Genomic DNA, 19,083 nt, shown 5'->3' on the forward strand with positions numbered 1-19,083 from the left:
TTTTTAAAGTCGAAAGTGAGTTCTTCCCTACATGAAACCGACGAAAAGTATCCAAGTGCCTGCAAAATTAGTGGATCAAGTAATAGGTCAAGAAGAAGCAGTCAATATTATTCGTAAAGCAGCAGGACAACGTCGTCATGTTCTCTTAATTGGTGATCCAGGTACAGGAAAAAGTATGTTAGGCATGGCGCTTGCTGAACTTCTCCCTAAATCGGATCTTAAAGATATTCTTTCTTTTCCAAATCCAAATGATGAAAATAATCCTACTATTCAAGAAACACCAGCAGGGAAAGGCAGAGAAGAAGTCAAAAAATATCAAATTGATGCGAAAGAGATGCTCAAAAGTAACAATTTTCTCTTATTCATTGTCGCTATTATCACTCTTATTGCGCCCTGGTGGATTCGCTACCATTACAAATCAGATATAATGTTTGCAGCATTTTTCTTAGGCGGTATGATCTTTCTTGCCGCATTCGCCATGATGTTAAGTATGGGTCCACGCATGTTTAAACAAGGCATTATTGTCGCACCAAAAGTTATTGTTGATAACTTTGGCAAAAAGCAAGCTCCTTTCTATGACGCAACCGGTGCTCACGCAGGTGCATTACTAGGAGATGTACTTCACGATCCTTTTCAATCAGGAGGATTAGGAACACCTGCTAATCAACGTGTCGTTGCTGGAATGATTCACAAAGCGCACTTAGGCGTGTTATTTATTGATGAAATTGCAACCCTTCATCCCCGAACACAACAAGAACTCTTATCAGCATTACAAGAAAAAAAATTCCCCATCACCGGCCAATCAGAACGCTCAGCAGGGGCAATGGTACGCACTGAAGCAGTTCCCTGTGATTTTGTACTCGTTGCTGCAGGCAACCTTGAGACTCTTAAGAATATGCACCCTGCATTACGTTCACGTATTCGCGGATATGGCTATGAAATCTACATGAATGAAACCATGCCCGATACTCCAGAAAATCGAGAAAAAATAGCTCGGTTTGTAGCTCAAGAAGTCAAAAAAGAAAATAATAAAATTCCCCATTTCACCATCGACGGTGTTGCCGCAATTATTGAAGAAGCGCGACGCCGTGCTAACCGCAAAGGGCATCTTACACTCCATTTACGTAATTTAGGAGGTCTGGTACGCGCCGCAGGAGATCTTGCCAAAGAAGAAGGCGTAGAAGTTACACGTAAACATGTTAAAGCAGCAAAATTACTTGCCCGCCCTCTTGAACAACAACTTGCGGATAAATACATCGAACGCAAGAAAGAATACGAAGTCATCATGACCACAGGTAAACGTGTTGGTCGTGTCAACGGTCTTGCTGTTATTGGCGAAGGCAGTGCCCACTCTGGAATCCTTCTTCCTATTGAAGCAGAAGTAACCCCAGGCGGTAAAAAATCAGAAATCGTGGCAACAGGAAAACTTGGAGATATTGCCAAAGAAGCCGTCAAAAACGTCTCTGCTATCATCCTTAAATATTTTGGAGAAGACATCAAAGAAAAATACGACATTTTCGTCCAATTTTTGCAAACCTACGAAGGCGTTGAAGGTGATAGCGCGTCTATTGCCGTTGCCACAGCCATTATCTCTGCATTAAAAGACATCCCTATTCGACAAGATGTTGCCATGACTGGTTCACTCTCCGTACGCGGAGACGTATTACCTGTTGGAGGAGTATCATCAAAAGTTGAAGCCGCTATTGACGCAGGCATCAAAATAATTATTGTACCTCATTCCAACATACAAGACATCGTTCTTGACGAAGCCAAACTTGCCACCGTAAAAATTATTCCAGTTCACACCATTCAAGAAGTTCTGGATAACGCATTAGATTGGGAAGGTAAAGAAAGTTTGAAAGAGAAATTATTTGGCGAGAAAAAGAAAGGAAAGAAAACTATTTAGAGATCGTTAAAATACAGTTGAATATCTTCAATTTGGTTTTCACGACTTATGTCATCTGGAAGAAAATGTCTGCGTGTTTTTTCTCGATTTAGTGTATAATTTTTAATAACCATTGCTCGACTTAGATACGTTACAGCAGCAGCCACTGCAAAAATGCCTCTTTCTGATAGTGAATCCTGATTCAATCCAAAAGTAGCGAAACCTAGTGGAGCAAGTTCTAAAACATATCCTAATACAAAATCACTAAAATGATTCACGAAAAGTTTACCTCCACTGAGCCTACCTTGACTAAATTCTTCTCTAATAAGTGCCCGAATATCTGAATGCTCGTGATAATTTACAATCAGCGAACCAGGGATTAAATCATCAATGTTCATCAACAAGCAAACTAAATACTTTTTTATAAAATTGACCTCGAAAAGTACAAGAAAAAAAGTTACTGCTTACTCCCACATAACTCCCCCTTAAAAATACAAACTGTAATTTAATTTCACCCAGCGACAGAACCATCAACATCAGAAGCAGCACAAGATTGCTTTAAATGACAAAGAGTTGCATAAAAATCATAAGTTCATCTGCAAAGCGCAACCCTACCAAAAGCTTTAAAAACCACCCCCTAATTTAAGCTTATTATGGCACGATCTCAATTTCGATCTCAACGTAAACCAAGCGGTGGACGTTTCCACGCTTCCCGTAGCAAACGCAACTCTGAACTTGCTGGCTACGTGTCAATGACAAAAGTCTCAACTCAAAAAAGAATGCAAAAGAAACGAGTTGTAGGCGCAAATTACAAATATTCCCTTCTTCAAGTAAAAGAAATTAACGTAACTGATAAAAGCGGAAAAACTGCAAAAACCCCAATCCTAAATGTTGTAAACAACACTGCAAATCAAAACCTTGTTCGTCGTAACGTTATTACGAAAGGCGCAGTCGTTGAAACAAAACTTGGACGTGTTCGTGTAACTTCCCGCCCAGGTCAAGAAGCCAGCGTTAATGGTCGATTAGTTTAGATTTTTCTTCTAATTTCTTTGTTTTAGAAACATTAAAACATTATTACCTATCTTCACTACCTTTTTTCTCCAATTTGAACTATACCTGCAAAAGGATGCTCTCCCCCAATACAAAAGGTACAAAGCTCATCAAGAGAAACACCAAAGCTTCTAAAAGCACGTTCAAAACCTTCTTGTGATAAATAATGAACTTTAACGCCAATTTGTGCACTTATTTCATCTAACGTCCTATTTCTTCCATCAAGTGTGCGAACAACAAACGTATCAGTAGCAGGCATATCAACACCAAAATCACACCCCCTTTGTACTTGATCTCTTCCAATAATTCCTATCGGCGGCGTATAACTCAAAAGTGTTACGTCACGCGCGCCTGCTGCTTTAAGTTGATCAATAGCATAACGAGAGTTTGTTCCACGAATAACACTATCATCGACAAGAATAACATGTTTTCCAGCTAAAATCTGCTCAGCTCCCGCCACAAGGTGCAAATTACGCCGAAGCAACTCTTGACGTTGAGCATCATTCGGACCTTGAAATACTCTCTCTGATTGTTGTTTATAGAATACATCGACAAAAGGCAAACCCTTAGCACGGGCAAATGAATCAGCAGCAATCTCAGGACAACGAGGAAGATACGTTACAAAATCAGCATTGGGAATATCTACTTCCTCTGCAAGAATACGACCTAACCTAGAACGTAATGAACCTACATGAATTTCGCGAAAAACGGTTTCAGGATGACCAATATAAAACCATTCGAAAAAACATCGTGAAAGACGAGAAAAAGAGACGACCTCTTCTGTTTCATATCTACCATCTGCAAATAAATAATACGCAGACCCAGGCACAAGTTCTTCACGAGGAGTACCACCGTTTTTTCGAAACGCAATGCCCTCTGAAGCAACACCAAACCGTTGATCTTTCCAACCTAAAACGCCGGGTTTAATACCTGTACGATCACGACAAACTTGAACAGCGCCATGACGACGATCAGCAACAGCTAGAGTATATGCGCCAGGAATCTCGCGAAGAATACCTCGAATCCCATGATCCCGATAGAAATGAAGAAGAGCTTCCGTGTCGCACGTTGTACGCAAAGCAGATTTATCCACACCAGTCAAATATTGTTCGTCAACTTGACCATTATGAACCATAGCTGCATCACAATCTAAAATAAGCACATGATTTCCTCGATCAAGAACCCTTCCACCCAAAGTATGTGGATGGGCATCATTAAGAAGTTGATCTTTTTTTCCTCTTGTTGCATACCGAACATGAGCCATAAACGTATGATATCCTTGATCAAATCTAAAATTACGATGGAGATCATCTAAGCCAAACGCATCTACTGGACCAACCCATTTCAAGACATCAATACGACCATTTCCTACAGCAGCAATACCTGCGGCATCTCTTCCTCGATGTTGCAATTCTCGAAGCATATTGTAAGCATCATGTAAAGAATGAGTGACAACTAACCCACAATTATGTCCTAATGTCATACAAAAATAACCGTAAAATCTCTTAAATAGATTGTGGTAATAGACTAGCCAGATACACAAACTATTCAAAAAAGCCACTGGACACAATTTAACCGCACTGGTCAAGTCCGAAAACGGCTTATAAACCACCACTACCATCAGAATTCTATCAAAAGAGGTGATTTACATGGTTGACTTAACAACAAGAACCATTCGAAATTTGTTTGAAAAACAAGTACAGGATTTAACTTTTCGTACACGCATGCACAAAGAAGACTCTTTTGATGTACAACTAAGCGGAGGCTGGTTACGATGAATATGATGAAACATATCTTAGAACTACAAGAAAAATATGAGGAAAATACTATGATGACACAAACCTATATTGATGAATATTTTATAGATGAATCTTCAATGGAAGAAATCATGCTCCCGTTATAAAAGATAAAATATAGGATTCATTGTTGCACACCTCAAAAAGGGAAGGGCTGCATCTATCACCCACACATCTCTTATAATATCACTACAATTTTTAAAGTAGCCCTTCCCTCTTCTTTTATATGGAAATAGTAACTCAGACAGAATTTCAAATGAGAGCAGAAGAGTTCTGCGAAAAAATAAAAGCTGGTGTTGTATTTATTTATCCCACTGACACCGTTTATGGAATTGGCTGCAATGCACTCAATACAAAATCAGTAGAATTCATTCGTAAACTTAAAAATCGCCCTACCCAACCATTTTCCATATGGGTTCCATCAAAACAATGGATAGAACAGAATTGTTCTCTAAACAGTAAGAGTAAAAGTGCTCTTGAAAAAATTCCTGGACCGTATACTATTCTTCTTCCACTTAAAAACAAGAAAGTAATTTCACCAAATGTAAACGATAATCTCGCAAAAGTAGGAATACGCCTTCCTCAACACTGGTTGCATGCCTACATTGAAAAAATGAACATCCCCATAGTTACTACCTCTGTTAATAAGCACAGTAATCCTTTCATGACTTCGTTAGAAAACCTTGATCCAGACTTTGAACGAGTTGAGTTCTGCCTCTATGAAGGACCAAAAGAAGGACGACCATCAGTGATTCTTGATCCTGAAAACGATGAGAAAAAAGAAAGATAAAAAAAAGATCAGAGAAAAACCTAAATCCAAACTGCTAAAATTGCACCACTAATTAACAAACATACAAGATAATATCCTACATTAAGCACATACAATGAAAATGGTTTCTGCTCCCACAACACACTGCCAAATGCTACAGTAGCAATAAAACCTAACCAAGCAATCAAACCAACAAACACCCCTTCAAGAGCAGTTGTAGCAACAGCATAACTTACAAAGTGTGCAAGAATAAACGTCATCAAAAGTGCCGTTAACAATCCCCCTACATAACGCCACGCCATATGAGTTGGTTTCATCTTTTTAGGATCAATTTTCATCAATCTCATCCACAGCTTGCCAAAAAGCGGACCATACCACAAACCACCAAGAACAAATTGAATTAAGCCAGCAACAAGAACTGCGACATAATTTATACTAACCATTACTATCACCTCTTCACAAAACAAAGAAGTGACAATATTAAAAACTTCCTACTTGAGTTTAATTTTCTCTCCATCAACAATAATTGTTGGATTCTTGAACACTTGCGCTAAGAAAAGTGGTGAGGTTCCCGCACGACCATGAACCTCAAATTCAATATAGGCTGTTCCTAACGCCAATAAGTCAAGACTACGCGATCCGATTAATAACGAACGAGGATTAATACCAACTCCAACACCCCGAACCACACGTAACTGTGAAATATCATACCCACGTTCTTCAAAACGATCAAACATATCATCAAAAAGAGACGCATGTTTTCCTTCCCAAGACACAATCTTTCCTTCTTCAACTTTAAGAGTGAGTGGTTCATCAAGGAGAATACTCTTCAAATCAGTTGTTACACTTCCATCCAACACAATCGTCCCATTAATTTTGGTGCATAATTCAGGATCGTCATTAAAACGAATCCAAACACATCCTGCAGGAATAGCCCCCCCTGTCCCTTTATCGTTATATTCGCCAACATTAAGAAACGTATTTTTCGTGTTTATCGCAACCACAAAATCAGTACCTGCCTCGGTCTTAAATCGTACTTCTTTTGCTTTATCTGCTTTCTTCTTGAGCACATTTCCTTGTTTACGTAAACGTTCAGGACTAACACAAATAGACTCAAAGAGCAATGGAAAATGATCTAATGAAATTTGCGCTAAACCAGTAATCAGAATAAACCGATGCCCTTGATGCCTGCAAAAGTCCTCAAATGATTGAATCATACCTAAACGACCAAGTTGATCCGACACCGCAACAATGATAATACTATTTTTTTCAAGCAGTTCCAACGCTTTGATTACATGTGTATCTAAAAACATAAACTCTTTCTTTGGTTCTTGAAATACACAATGAACTGGAAGATTATTCTTGTGCGCTGCAAGATAATACCCATATGCCAGCATAGTTGACAAGTTTTTATCTCCAACACCATAGTCGCTAATAATCAGCACATTTTCCTTTCGGAAATTAACACTGCGTTTAAGCATCTTGGAGAAATTTGACACTTCTTTTTCCACTTTAGACTTGATAGATGCAGAAAGACCGAACATAAAGCATATACTATTAGAACCACTTAAAAAGATTGTGTTGGTGGAGAGGTTATTGTTATAAAAATATCACTGAGTCTGCCAAAAAAATACGTCGATCTACATAAAAAAATTACTCATGTAAGAAAACAATTGCTCCACTAGGCATAGGTTGTTGATTACGCACATTTTCCCCCATTGGGTTCAAAAGAAACGATAAATCATCATTATATACCCAACCCCCTACCTGATCAATTTTACGTAAATGATACTCTGCTTTCTGAAATTGAACCGTCTTATCACATAAAATGTACGATTGAGTATCTAAAGCTGTAATCAAACCATCAAGTGAAGAATAAACCGGATCACCAACTATTTGAGAAATATGTCCCCAGCGATCCTCAAAAGTAGAGTAGATTACGAGAGAATGCGCAACTTGCACCTCATTTTGGAGAGGAGAACTTAGAGCGCGAACATGTACAAGATACACATCTCTAACAAACTTCATGTTCAATAAAAATGGAATTGCTAACATTGCAAATTCATCACAAACACCATACCCACGATTTAATGTACCTAAAGGACTCCCATATAAAACACCATTAAATGCAACACTAAACCGTTCACTCAAAAAATGAGGATAGGTAATACCGCTTCCTGCAAGAAATTGCCTATATCCCGGTAAATCATGAATTGGCGCAACCATCGCATCAAATTCTTCAGGTGTGAATGAGTTAACGGGATCAATAATATGATCTTGAGCAGGAACAGGACCAACCTTGCTAACATCACATTGAAGAGGATTCACTACTGGTTTAGGAACATCATAGGCGCGTGCAGAACCACAGCCCATTAAAACAGAGAACAATGAAACAGCAGCACAGTGTCGCATTAAACCTAATAATAAGATTCAAACTTATATATACTTTGATTTTAGAGAATATAGGAAACCGATACATAACCTAACACTTTGCTGAATTTCAATATGAGAAAATAACCTCTATGCCGTCTTTCTTATCTTACAGACAAAGAAACCTTCCGTATCATTATCCTGTGGCCACAACCGTAAAGAATGTTTCACATCAGGATGATAGTCAACTCCTTTAAACGACATCACCGGTTTGCCCAAGACCAATCCCTGCAACTTCACAGGTACAACCTGAGCTGTGGGCTCAGATTTAAGCAAATAATCAATAACTCCTTCATCTTCTTCTGGCTCAACTGAACAAGTAGAATACACCATTTCTCCACCAGGTTTCAAATTTGCAAACGCAGTCGTAATCAACTCTTTTTGCTGCCGAGCAAGTTTAGTAATCATGCTTGCATTCCAGATCGTAACTGTTTTAAGACTCTTACGAATTGTTCCTGTTCCTGAACAAGGCGCATCAACCAAAATTTTGTCAAAGAGAAAACCATGAAAGCGTTTTCCATGCATAAGAGTAATGATACAATTTGTCATCCCACAACGCTGTACATTAATACCAAGAGATTGTAAACGTAATCCTTTGTAATCATTTGCCACCAATACACCTGTGTTTTTCATCATTGCTGCAAGCTGAGTTGTTTTACTTCCAGGAGAAGCACACATATCAAGGACCATATCACCTTCTTGTGGAGCAAGAACTACAGGAGGAACCATTGACGCCGCTTCTTGAACATAAATATACCCTACTTGATGCTCTAAGAGATTTCCCACATCCTTGCGTTCAGGATTAGAGATCCAAAAACCTTCAGGACACCACGGAATTTGTTCTAAAATCCAGCCCTTTGCCGCAAGACTCTTCTTCACATCCTCAACCGTCGTAAGAAGGGTATTAACCCGAATCGATCGGCGTAAATAAGACAATGAATACCGTTTAAACTCCTCCCAATCTGTCAGCGCACTATAGCGTTCCACGAACTCCTTCTTAAATTCCATATCCTGCGCATAATCAATAGGTTTGAGAGTATGCGTTTGAATCTGCTTGTGCATAGAGGAAGAATTGTGAGGCTGGTTTAAAAAATATCTGGAGAATTAATTATTTAGAGTTAATATACTTCATAACTATCAGAAATCTCAGGAGACGCAATTCCTACACTAACAGCAGACAACTGTCTGGACTCATATTCCAAATGAATTTCCACGATAGGATTATAATAAACATATTGATTTAAGAATTTTTGAGCCCCTCGAATATCAAAATCTTCAACGGGAATATTCTCCATTTGTGCTATTGTTTGTAATCGCCGTTCTAAATCCATAAAAAATATGTCCATAGGCTATTTTTAAAATCTTTTGCAAATATCTCTCCTCTCTCCCAAACCTATAAATACCACAAAATCTTTCTTTCACTCAATAAAAATCAAATTATATCCCCCAATAATTACAAAAAAGACACTAAAAGAGGTTGATGTTTCATGATTAACGTAGCTATTAATGGATTCGGTCGAATAGGGAGAATGGTTCTAAGAGCAGGTTGGAACGACAAAAAAATCAATTTCGTCGCCATTAATGATCCTGGTGAAACCAAAATGATGGCTCACCTTCTCAAATATGATTCTGTGCATGGCCCATTCACCGAAAATGTTTCTTACACTGCAAACTCATTAATCATCGGCAAAAAGAAAATAATCGTTACAGGTGAAAAAGACCCAACTAAATTAGATTGGAAAAAACATAAAATAGATGTTGTTGTAGAATGCACAGGACATTTCACCAAACCCCAAGATGCATCAATTCATCTCAAACAAGGTGCAAAAAAAGTACTTATCTCTGCTCCTTGTAAATGTGATCCAAAAGAATGGCCTAAAAACGCTGTCACGTTAGTGATGGGTGTTAATGAAAAAGATTACAAAAAATCAACCCACCATATTATTTCCAACGCCTCCTGTACCACAAACTGTGTTGCGCCGGTGCTCAAAGTAATACAAGATGCTATCGGTATCAACCAATGTTTTTTCACCACAGTTCATGCGTATACTGCAACTGAACATCTCGTTGATGGCGCAGGAGATAAAGACGTACGACGAACAAGAGCTGCAGGTATTAACATCATTCCAACTTCAAGTGGAGCAGATATTGCCGTGATTCAAGCTATTCCTTCATTAACAGGCAAAGTGCGCGGTTCAGCGTTTCGCGTTCCTGTTGTGGATGGTAGCGTGACTACATTTAGTATTGAAACCAAAAAAGATGTAACTCCAGAAATGGTGAACAAGTTTTTGCTTCAGGCAGCCAAAGGCAAAATGAAAGGCATTTTGGAATACAGCACTGATGAATTAGTCTCAACAGATATCATCCATAACCCTCATTCAACCATTGTTGACTCCTTGCTCACCACAGTAGTTAACAAACGATTATTAGAAGTCGTTGCCTGGTATGATAACGAATGGGGATATAGCTGTCGAATGGTTGATATGATTAAGCATATCAGTTAGTTTTTTATTCTAGTTCTTTTCTTTCTCTACCATGCCATCCCAAAAACCACTCATCATCATCGCCGGACCTTGTTCCATAGAATCTGAAAAACAATTTCTCACCATAGCCAAAGCAGTCAAGAAAGTTGGCGCAACGCACATTCGCGGCGGCGCATTCAAACCGCGTACCGATCCCACAGCATTTCAAGGTCACGGTCATGATGTACTTCATCTGCTAGATAAAGCAAAACAACTCACCAAACTTCCTGTGGTGACTGAACTTCTCGACACCGAAGATATTATTGAAGTTGCGCATCACACTGATATTATCCAAATTGGCACACGAAATATGCATAATACTGCATTACTCAAAAAGATTGCGCAACGTGCACCAACCAAACCAATCCTACTCAAGCGAGGTTTTGCGGCAACAAAAAAAGAATTAATGGGAGCCATTGGCTACCTGCATCATCACGGACATAAAGGACAAATCTATGTCTGTGAACGTGGCATTCGCACCTTTGCTGATGGAGAATACAGCCGATACACTCTTGATGTCAACTTCATCGCCGCCTGTAAGAAAGATCCAAATTTCAAATACCCCATTATTGTTGATCCATCACATCCTGCAGGAAAAGCAGAATTAGTAGAGGCTCTTGCCTATGCTGGCATTGCCGCCGGTGCAGACGGATTAATCATCGAAGTAAGCATGAGCCCATTTATTGAAGTTGCACAATCTGATAAAGACCAACAAATAACACCGCAGATGCTAAAAAGAATTATGAACAATGCGGAAAAAATACGAAGAGTTGTTAACTACAAGTCATAGAAATAGATCTTTCTGCTCTGTGCATCACCCAACGCTAGAACCCCCCGTTGGCTAATCGCCAAACTCAACTCAGGATGAGGAATTTCAACTCCGAAAGGTAACGCAACACGATGCAATTCTTCTCCAGTTTTAGTGTCATATCCCATTAAACACGCTGTATCTTCTCCGGTTAGCTGCATAAACGCATACATTCTTCCTAAACCAACTGCATGAGCCGTGACAACACAGTGCCTCTGTTTATCTTGAGGGTTAACAATAGCTGTTGGTTCACGCCAATCCGTTTCGGTAGGACATAGCGGCACACGAGCAATAGTTGAAGTATCTTTAAAATATAATCCGGTTTCATCTACAGCAATTCTTCCACTTGAATTCCACGCATTAAAATAAGATATATCAACAGATCGAATACTTTCAGGAGTAGGCACACCATAAATCTCACCATCTTTAAGTGCAACAATCCGAGTCATATAGCGTTCATCTCTGCTACTCTCTCGCATAAGAACGTACTGAACCCCTTCAAATTCTCTAACCTGACAGATCTGCATGCCTCTAAAAAATGTGTGATCAACACTCAGTTTATCTTCAAGTGTCTTTATAATGGTTCGATTCATTTCTGTAGAAGAGAAATTCCGTGAATTAACCTGCCAGGTTGTATATCGTCCAAACTCATTTACGCCATGGACAAACAGTGAATCATCACTGCCTACTCCAAGAGATCCATCAAACACTCGTGATTGGAATACACCAAAATAAATAGCAAATATACTTTCTTTATATACTACACCCGATGAACGTGAAAGATCGTTAGGATTAATAATTCTCAAACCTAGAGGAAAAATGACATCACTATCCTCTTCTAGAGAACGACCTTCATTTCGTTGCTCATCTTCATCTGCAAAGAGAGCAACTAATCTTCCATCAGAAAGAAACTCAAGAGAGTAAGGTACCTCATCTCCCATAAATTGATACGATTTTGACCGTAAAATTGGGTCTCGTACAGGAAAATCAACCATAACTCTCAAAAATAGCCTTTGTTTTAAAAACCCTATTCAAAAAAATTCTACTCAAAATAAATCTTCTTCACACCCTTAACCTTCTGGACACGCCGCACCATATCTTTAACCTCTTCTAAATCTCGGGGTACAACTAAAAACGAACAAATTGCATGCCCCTCATTAAGCATTTTTGCTTTCGCTTCTTTAATCTCGAATCCTGCTCGCGCAATGGTATGTAATAAATCTGCAAGTAACCCACTTCGTTCCAATGCTTCAACAAAAAAACGAATCTTTTGATTAAACGTCTCCTTCCAGTTAACATCGACCCATCGTTGCTCTTCTTTAAGCGCATCACGACACTCTGGATTATGAACCGACACAACCCGCCGTTTATTAACAATACCAACTATCGCCGACCCCGGAAGAACGTGACAACATTTTGCAAGCACGCATGTTGCCGTAGGAAATTGAGCAGACTCCACCAACACGCCATTCCCCTCCGCAACCAACGGTTTGGGAGCGCGAAAATGAGTGGGAGCAAGCGTTTCATATTCTTTGAGTGCCTTACGAATCTTTTGACGAGATTTCGCAGATGTAACAATCTTAAGCCAACCACGTCGTGGACGTTGATTTTTGTTGGTTAAAATCTCCACAACATCTCCTGCCATCAGCACATGTTTTAATGGAACAAATCGACCATTAACATGACCCGCAACCGCAGTATTACCAATATGTTCATGCACCACATACGCAAAATCAAGCAAAGTAGAACCCGTAGGCAACTCTTTCACATCACCTTTAGGAGTATAACAAGTAATTTTATCACCAAAAATATCCACTTTGACACTTTCTAAGAAATCTTTGCCTTCTTCTGATCGCTGTAAATCTAATACACCCTTAAGCCACGACACTTTTTTCTCAAATAACGAATCAGATTTGATCCCTTTGTATTTCCAATGTGCTGCAATTCCTTCCTCGGCAAACTCATTCATTTCAGGTGTGCGAATCTGTACTTCCACAATTTTGCCATCAGCAAGTTTAAGACCAGTATGCAATGACTGATAAAGATTAGACTTAGGGTGAGCAATGTAATCTTTGAGACGTCCCTCAATAGGTTCAAAAGTCTCATGAAGCAATCCTAATAGAGCATAACAATCTTTTTCTTCAGCAACCAGAATGCGAATCCCTAATAGATCATACTGCTCATGCAAAGGCACACCGCGTAACGTAAACTTACGAAAAATACTATACACATTTTTAGGACGACCTTTAATAGAAACTAACGCAACTTTCCCCGAAGATACTTTTTTGATCTGTTCTATTGCTTGAGCAACATCAGATTCACGTTCTTCACGAGATTCTTCTAAGAACGACAAAATCTCCCTGTATTTACGAGGATTAACAATATTAAACGCCAAATCCTCTAACTGGCTTCGTAGCCGTTCCAGCGCTAAGCGCGACGCAAGCGGGGCATACACATCCAGCACTTCTTGCGCAATGCGTTTTTGATCCTTTGCATTTAAAACAGCAATAGTACGCAAATTATCTAATTTGCTCGCCAACTTAATGATAATAACTCGAACATCTTTAAGCGTCGTCAATAAAATTTTACGTAGAGCTTCTGCTTCCAATTTTGTATTTTTTGCTTTGATTGTAGAAAGATCATCCAGTCCACGCAACAACGCCACTACTTCATGCCCAAATTTAACTTCAACCTCATGACTACCAGTAACTCGCAACACGCCCTGTAAAATTCCTGCTATAATCAGTTCTGGTTGAGCATTATTATCTAACAAAATCTCTGCTACCCGCCGATTATGATCAAAAACACTATCCCCACCAAGACGTTTAGTGCTCTGCAAAAATGGAGCTGCAAATTCAAGTGCCTGTGAAAAACGAGAACAATGGAACGGCGTATATCCCGCTTTTTTACAAGTCGAAAGAAACAAAGTCTGATCCATACCAACAAGGATACAACACTAAGATAAAAAGGTTAGGGAAGTAGAATAAAGAAGTGAGCAAGGAGATATAGGAAACCAAAAAGCTATTTCTAGTTCATTCCTTCTTCAATTTCCATCAATCGATTATACTTCGCAACCCTTTCACCACGACATGGTGCGCCTGCTTTAATTTGACCGCAACCAAGAGCAACAGCAAGATCAGCAATGAATGTATCAGTAGTCTCACCCGAACGATGAGATACCATCACTCCTAAACTTTCAGAAAACATCAAATCAGCTGCGGCAATTGCTTCTGACAAAGTACCAATTTGATTCACTTTAAGCAGCAAACACGAAATACTCTTATGTCCCAGAGCCATACGAATGCGTCGTACATTCGTAACTGTAAGATCATCTCCCACAACCTGCACTTTCTGTTTTGCCACTCTTTCACGTAATAAAGCAAATGACTCAAAATCTTCTTGTTCAAAAGGATCTTCAATAGAAATAATTGGATACTTTTTGACTAAATCCAGATACAATTTTAATAACTCAGCATTACCCAATTTTGTACCATCAACAATATACTTACCATTATTATAAAACTCAGACGCAGCACAATCCAAAGCGATATCCACTTTGCCTTTGTATCCTGCATCAGCAATAGCTTTTACCAACACATCAAGTGCCTCACGAACTGATCTAACGGGAGGTGCAAATCCTCCCTCATCGCCCACATTCGTAGCATTCAAACCATACTGTTGATGAAGATTTTTTTTCAAAACATGATATACTTCACTTGCTACACGCACATTTTCGCGTGCCGTTTTCATTCGCGGCACAATCATAAACTCTTGAAACGCTAAAGAGTTATCAGCATGTTTGCCCCCATTAATAATATTAAAGAATAAACGAGGAACAACCAAAGATCGGCGTGATTGAACTAAAGAATGTAAATAAACATACAACGGTTGACCCAATTCTACAGCTGTTGCCCGTGCACAGGCTAATGAAACAGCTAAAATGGCATTTGCCCCTAGCTTTTTCTTACTAGATGTCCCATCCAAAGAACAAAGTAATTGATCAAGAGCAAACTGTTCACCACAATCCTTTCCTTTCAGTGATGGAGCAATAATCCCATTAATGTGTGCAACCGCTTTCAGAACCCCTTTACCACCATAACGCTTGCCGCCATCTCGCAACTCGCATGCTTCATGAACACCAGTGCTTGCACCAGAAGGAACACTTGCAACCCCTATTCCTTTTGAAGTAACAACCGTGGCTTCAACCGTCGGATTACCCCGACTATCAAGAATCTCACGTGCAGTAATTCTTATTATTCTTGCCATTATCTTACCATCTATCAAAGAAAGTATATTTCATACCGTTAAATATGTTTTGGTTGGATAAATAGCAAGTATAAACAGTTATTGATAGAAACAGATAGAAACAGATAAAAAAATAAACGGTAAAAAATAGTATTAAACTAGCATTAAAATACAAAAAAGATTTTATCCTTCTTTCATCTGCAAAGTCAACACACTTGGTTTCTTCTCTTCAATCACAGCAGTACCACCAACAGAAACACATGATTCATCTTCACTAGATTTACTTACAACAGGCACTGCATCTGCAGGGTCTTCCCATTCAACAAGTTCACCCACTTTGATCTCAAAACGAGACGCTGGACGCAAACGACGTACATGGACAGGATCCATAAGATGGATATGTTTAGAATTTTCTAAGAAATGGATAATATTCCACAGATCTTTATCTGAACCCATCCAATTTTCTTTATCCCACTTAGTCAAATCAACAACTTTGTACGCACGAAGACGTTTTTTACCATCAGCATTAGTGAAATATTCATGAAAATAAGACATAACCAGTTCTCGCACACTCTTATAGATAGGATCACGGTATCGTAAAACAGAATGATTCGTCTTGGAAATTGCTCCCCATCGTCCATTCTGTTGAAAAAGTGTAACAACATGATCTGTATCGCCCTTTGTCTCAAGATCTAAAATCAAAGGTTTCTGACCATGATAACGAAGAATAGCCGCTGCAAGCAGAGCTGCTTCAAAACAATGCGCAATGTTTCGTTCTAAAACCTTCTTTGCAGACATGTATGTTTCGCCATCTGCCTCAAAGTTAATTGGAATTAGATCTAAATAATCCTGAATCTTTTGAGGTGTGTTAAGGCGTTTAAACAATGCTAACTCTTCTTTTGTAAAAATAGAATTTAAATTATTATTCATTAAACAGTCAAAGAATTTGGTAATATAAAAACATTACGATTAATAAAATAAAAATAAAACATAATTGTCAGAAAAAAATTATTTCAAAACATATAAAAACTATTTCTCGACGAGAAAAAACCATAAAGAAAACAGGACACATCAAACAGAAATGTATCACCACAATCAATATAAAATCGAAAAGCCATCACTAACACAATGCAATTACATCAACTTACGCTTCATAACATTCGTTCATATCAGCATCAAACCATAGATTTTCAACCTGGTATTACTCTTCTTGCAGGAGATATTGGCGTCGGTAAATCAACCATTCTTCTTGCAATTGAATTCGCGCTCTTTGGCAGTTCACGAACAGAATTACCTGCTGAACTTCTTCTTCGCAAAGGAACTACTAACGGGTATGTAGAACTGGTATTTTCGCTGCAACAAGACCAAATCACGATCAAAAGACCATTAAAAAAAGAAAATGAAACCATCAAACAATTAGCTGGACATATTATTCGTAACGATATTAAAAAAGAACTCATGCCTGTGGAACTCAAATCCGAAGTTCTCACCCTCCTAGGCTATCCCCAAGAAGTTCTTAGTAAAACTAAGAATTATCTCTACCGCTTCACCGTTTATACCCCACAAGAAGAGATGAAACTTATTCTTGAACAAGATGCGCAATCACGATTAGATATATTGCGTAAAATCTTTAACATTGATAAATACAAAACTATTCGAGAAAATACCCAAAGTTATCTTAAAACACTTCGTTCTCGAATCACCATTTCAAAAACCAAAGCAGAACCGCTTGCTCAATATCAAACAAAAGAACAAGCAACCATTAATCTGCGAAAAGAGAAAGAACAAGAAATTGTCAGTATAAAACCAATAATTCAAGAGATAGAAAAAGAAAAAGCGAACATCAAAGAAAAACGTAACCTAATAGAGCTTGAATATCAAAAAGCTCTGCAATTACGCAATGAAAAATCAACACTTTCTGCCACTCTCACCCAAATAGAAAAACAGATACATAATTACGAACAACAGTACCAACAGATTACGCAAAAAATTGCTTTACTCTCCCCAGAACCGCGCGATATACTTCTCATTCAACAAGAATTAGGCATTTTAGAAACACAACAACGTGAAATCATCGCAACACAAGCTTCATTACAGCAATTATGCTCACAAATTCAAAAACAAATTGAACAAGTTCAACAAGAATATCAAATAATTCTAAAAGAGCTAGAAACACTTACGCAAAAAGAAGAGTTTTGCGCCAATCTTGAACAAAAACGATTGGAACTTCTCAAAAAAATCCAGTCAACACCTAATTTACAAGAAACCTACTCTGAGATTGTCTCAAAAATAGCCCAAGTAAAAACCATTCTAGCTCAAATTGAAAAAATCGAAAAGAATTTTCATCAACTTGATAACTGCCCAACGTGTTTACAGCAAGTAAAACCAGAATATAAAGAACAAATTCTCCAGACCGAACAACACAAAAAACAAGAAAATCAAGAAAAATTAACCCTGTTTGAGCAACAACTAAAACAAATTAATGAAAACATCCGTGTAGCTGCGCAAGAACAACAACAACTAGTCCAAATTGACCAGGAACATATCAAAATTCGCGCACAATTAAGTTCATTATACGAAAAAAGAACAAAACAAACTAAAATTGAAGAACAACGCAGCGCCCTTCTAAGCCAGAATAATGCGCATATGAGCAAACTCAATATTATTCAAAAAGAAGAAAAAGAAATTAACCGAACCCAAAAAATAAAAGAATTACGAATACATCTTGAAGAAGAACAAATACGAAAATCACTTCTAGAACAATCCACTCAACTTACATCGCGCATATCTTCTTTACGACAAGAAAAAGAACAATGTCAAATACAACATCAGAAAGTAGACTCAGAATATGAAAAGTATCGTGATATTAGCATAAAAGTTGAAGAATGCCGCAAAGAAGAAGAAAAGAATGCACTTGAGCAAACCAAACAAGCGCTTCTTCTCACAAAACTAGAGACAGAATACACTTCCCTAGAAGAATCACTCAAAGAAATAACCACAGAAATAGCCCGTTTAACTATAGAAAAACAAAACGCCCTTTCACTCCAACAGACATCATTCTGGCTCGAAGAACATTTCCTTCCCCTCACACTTACTATTGAAAAGCATGTGATGGTAACAATTCATCAACTCTTTGCCCAGCTATTTCAAGATTGGTTTTCCATCCTCATGCAAGACGACACTATAACCGCACGTATTGATGAAACCTTCAACCCTATTATAGAGCAAAATGGCTATGAAGTTACCTTTTCTAATTTAAGCGGCGGTGAGAAAACCTCCTGTGCCCTTGCCTATCGACTTGCACTCAATAGAGTCATTAACGATGTCATTCACGAAATTAAAACCAAAGATTTTCTCATCCTTGATGAACCAACCGATGGATTTAGTTCAGAACAACTCGACCGCGTGCGTGACGTTCTTGAAAAATTAGGTCTACGCCAAATTATTCTTGTTTCACATGAAGCCAAAATAGAAAGCTTTGTGGATCATGTGATTCGAGTGAGAAAGCAAGACCATGTGAGTGAGTTGTGGTGAGAGAAATGGAAAAAGAGAGAGAGAATAAGAGGGGGGAAAACTAA

17 protein-coding genes are annotated in these 19,083 nt (G+C 38.5%); 6 read left to right on the forward strand and 11 right to left on the reverse strand.

The window, feature by feature from the left end:
- Positions 1-31 precede the first annotated feature (31 nt).
- The gene (gene lonB, locus HYV86_04030) at positions 32-1,906 is read left to right on the forward strand and encodes an ATP-dependent protease LonB (protein MBI2572999.1); all 1,875 of its coding nucleotides are present in this window, start codon (positions 32-34) and stop codon (positions 1,904-1,906) included.
- Here the strand turns inward: lonB and HYV86_04035 are convergent.
- Complete coding sequence (locus tag HYV86_04035; GenBank protein ID MBI2573000.1) at positions 1,903-2,283, reverse strand: hypothetical protein; 381 nt, start codon at positions 2,281-2,283, stop codon at positions 1,903-1,905. The genes lonB and HYV86_04035 overlap by 4 nt on opposite strands.
- A 255-nt stretch (positions 2,284-2,538) precedes the next feature.
- Here HYV86_04035 and HYV86_04040 point away from each other — a divergent pair, with 255 nt between their 5' ends.
- Positions 2,539-2,916 carry a 30S ribosomal protein S8e gene (locus HYV86_04040; protein MBI2573001.1) on the forward strand — a complete coding sequence of 126 codons (378 nt, stop codon included), beginning with the start codon at positions 2,539-2,541 and terminating at the stop codon, positions 2,914-2,916.
- 56 nt (positions 2,917-2,972) lie between these two features.
- On the opposite strand, the gene HYV86_04045 is transcribed toward HYV86_04040, so the two are convergent.
- Positions 2,973-4,418 (reverse strand): hypothetical protein, encoded by a 1,446-nt coding sequence (locus tag HYV86_04045; protein ID MBI2573002.1) that lies wholly within the window; start codon positions 4,416-4,418, stop codon positions 2,973-2,975.
- Positions 4,419-4,957: 539 nt separating this feature from the next.
- On the opposite strand from HYV86_04045, the gene HYV86_04050 reads away from it, so the two are divergent.
- Complete coding sequence (locus HYV86_04050) at positions 4,958-5,521, forward strand: L-threonylcarbamoyladenylate synthase (protein MBI2573003.1); 564 nt, start codon at positions 4,958-4,960, stop codon at positions 5,519-5,521.
- 20 nt (positions 5,522-5,541) lie between these two features.
- On the opposite strand, the gene HYV86_04055 is transcribed toward HYV86_04050, so the two are convergent.
- The 5 genes from HYV86_04055 to HYV86_04075 all read right to left on the reverse strand — a co-directional run bounded on the left by HYV86_04055 (position 5,542) and on the right by HYV86_04075 (position 9,261).
- Entirely contained in the window at positions 5,542-5,943 is a 402-nt protein-coding gene (locus tag HYV86_04055; protein ID MBI2573004.1) for a DUF1761 domain-containing protein, read from the reverse strand.
- A 48-nt stretch (positions 5,944-5,991) separates the two neighbouring features.
- Entirely contained in the window at positions 5,992-7,044 is a 1,053-nt protein-coding gene (locus tag HYV86_04060) for a hypothetical protein (GenBank protein MBI2573005.1), read from the reverse strand.
- Between the two features lie 109 nt (positions 7,045-7,153).
- Positions 7,154-7,912 carry a hypothetical protein gene (locus tag HYV86_04065; protein MBI2573006.1) on the reverse strand — a complete coding sequence of 253 codons (759 nt, stop codon included), beginning with the start codon at positions 7,910-7,912 and terminating at the stop codon, positions 7,154-7,156.
- 108 nt (positions 7,913-8,020) lie between these two features.
- Positions 8,021-8,938: an RsmB/NOP family class I SAM-dependent RNA methyltransferase gene (locus tag HYV86_04070; protein MBI2573007.1), complete on the reverse strand. Its 918-nt coding sequence runs from the start codon at positions 8,936-8,938 to the stop codon at positions 8,021-8,023.
- Positions 8,939-9,048: 110 nt separating this feature from the next.
- A complete protein-coding gene (locus HYV86_04075) occupies positions 9,049-9,261 on the reverse strand; it encodes a hypothetical protein (GenBank protein ID MBI2573008.1) in 213 nt (70 codons plus the stop codon).
- Between the two features lie 156 nt (positions 9,262-9,417).
- On the opposite strand from HYV86_04075, the gene gap reads away from it, so the two are divergent.
- Positions 9,418-10,434: a type I glyceraldehyde-3-phosphate dehydrogenase gene (gene gap / locus HYV86_04080; GenBank protein MBI2573009.1), complete on the forward strand. Its 1,017-nt coding sequence runs from the start codon at positions 9,418-9,420 to the stop codon at positions 10,432-10,434.
- Between the two features lie 31 nt (positions 10,435-10,465).
- Positions 10,466-11,242: a 3-deoxy-7-phosphoheptulonate synthase gene (gene aroF / locus HYV86_04085; protein ID MBI2573010.1), complete on the forward strand. Its 777-nt coding sequence runs from the start codon at positions 10,466-10,468 to the stop codon at positions 11,240-11,242.
- On the opposite strand, the gene HYV86_04090 is transcribed toward aroF, so the two are convergent.
- The 4 genes from HYV86_04090 to HYV86_04105 form a co-directional block, all read right to left on the reverse strand.
- Entirely contained in the window at positions 11,230-12,255 is a 1,026-nt protein-coding gene (locus HYV86_04090) for a hypothetical protein (protein ID MBI2573011.1), read from the reverse strand. The two genes, aroF and HYV86_04090, sit on opposite strands and share 13 nt — an antisense overlap.
- A gap of 47 nt (positions 12,256-12,302) precedes the next feature.
- On the reverse strand, positions 12,303-14,198 hold the full coding sequence (locus tag HYV86_04095) for a bifunctional (p)ppGpp synthetase/guanosine-3',5'-bis(diphosphate) 3'-pyrophosphohydrolase (protein ID MBI2573012.1): 1,896 nt from the start codon (positions 14,196-14,198) through the stop codon (positions 12,303-12,305).
- An 89-nt stretch (positions 14,199-14,287) separates the two neighbouring features.
- Positions 14,288-15,526, reverse strand: coding sequence for a phosphopyruvate hydratase (gene eno / locus HYV86_04100; GenBank protein MBI2573013.1), 1,239 nt, complete (start codon positions 15,524-15,526; stop codon positions 14,288-14,290).
- A gap of 162 nt (positions 15,527-15,688) precedes the next feature.
- Positions 15,689-16,435 carry a hypothetical protein gene (locus HYV86_04105; GenBank protein ID MBI2573014.1) on the reverse strand — a complete coding sequence of 249 codons (747 nt, stop codon included), beginning with the start codon at positions 16,433-16,435 and terminating at the stop codon, positions 15,689-15,691.
- Positions 16,436-16,633: 198 nt separating this feature from the next.
- On the opposite strand from HYV86_04105, the gene HYV86_04110 reads away from it, so the two are divergent.
- Positions 16,634-19,039: an SMC family ATPase gene (locus HYV86_04110; protein ID MBI2573015.1), complete on the forward strand. Its 2,406-nt coding sequence runs from the start codon at positions 16,634-16,636 to the stop codon at positions 19,037-19,039.
- Positions 19,040-19,083: the final 44 nt, after the last annotated feature.

It is taken from the genome of Candidatus Woesearchaeota archaeon, assembly GCA_016188115.1.
Taxonomy (GTDB): Archaea; Nanobdellota; Nanobdellia; order Woesearchaeales; family GW2011-AR9; genus JACPIK01.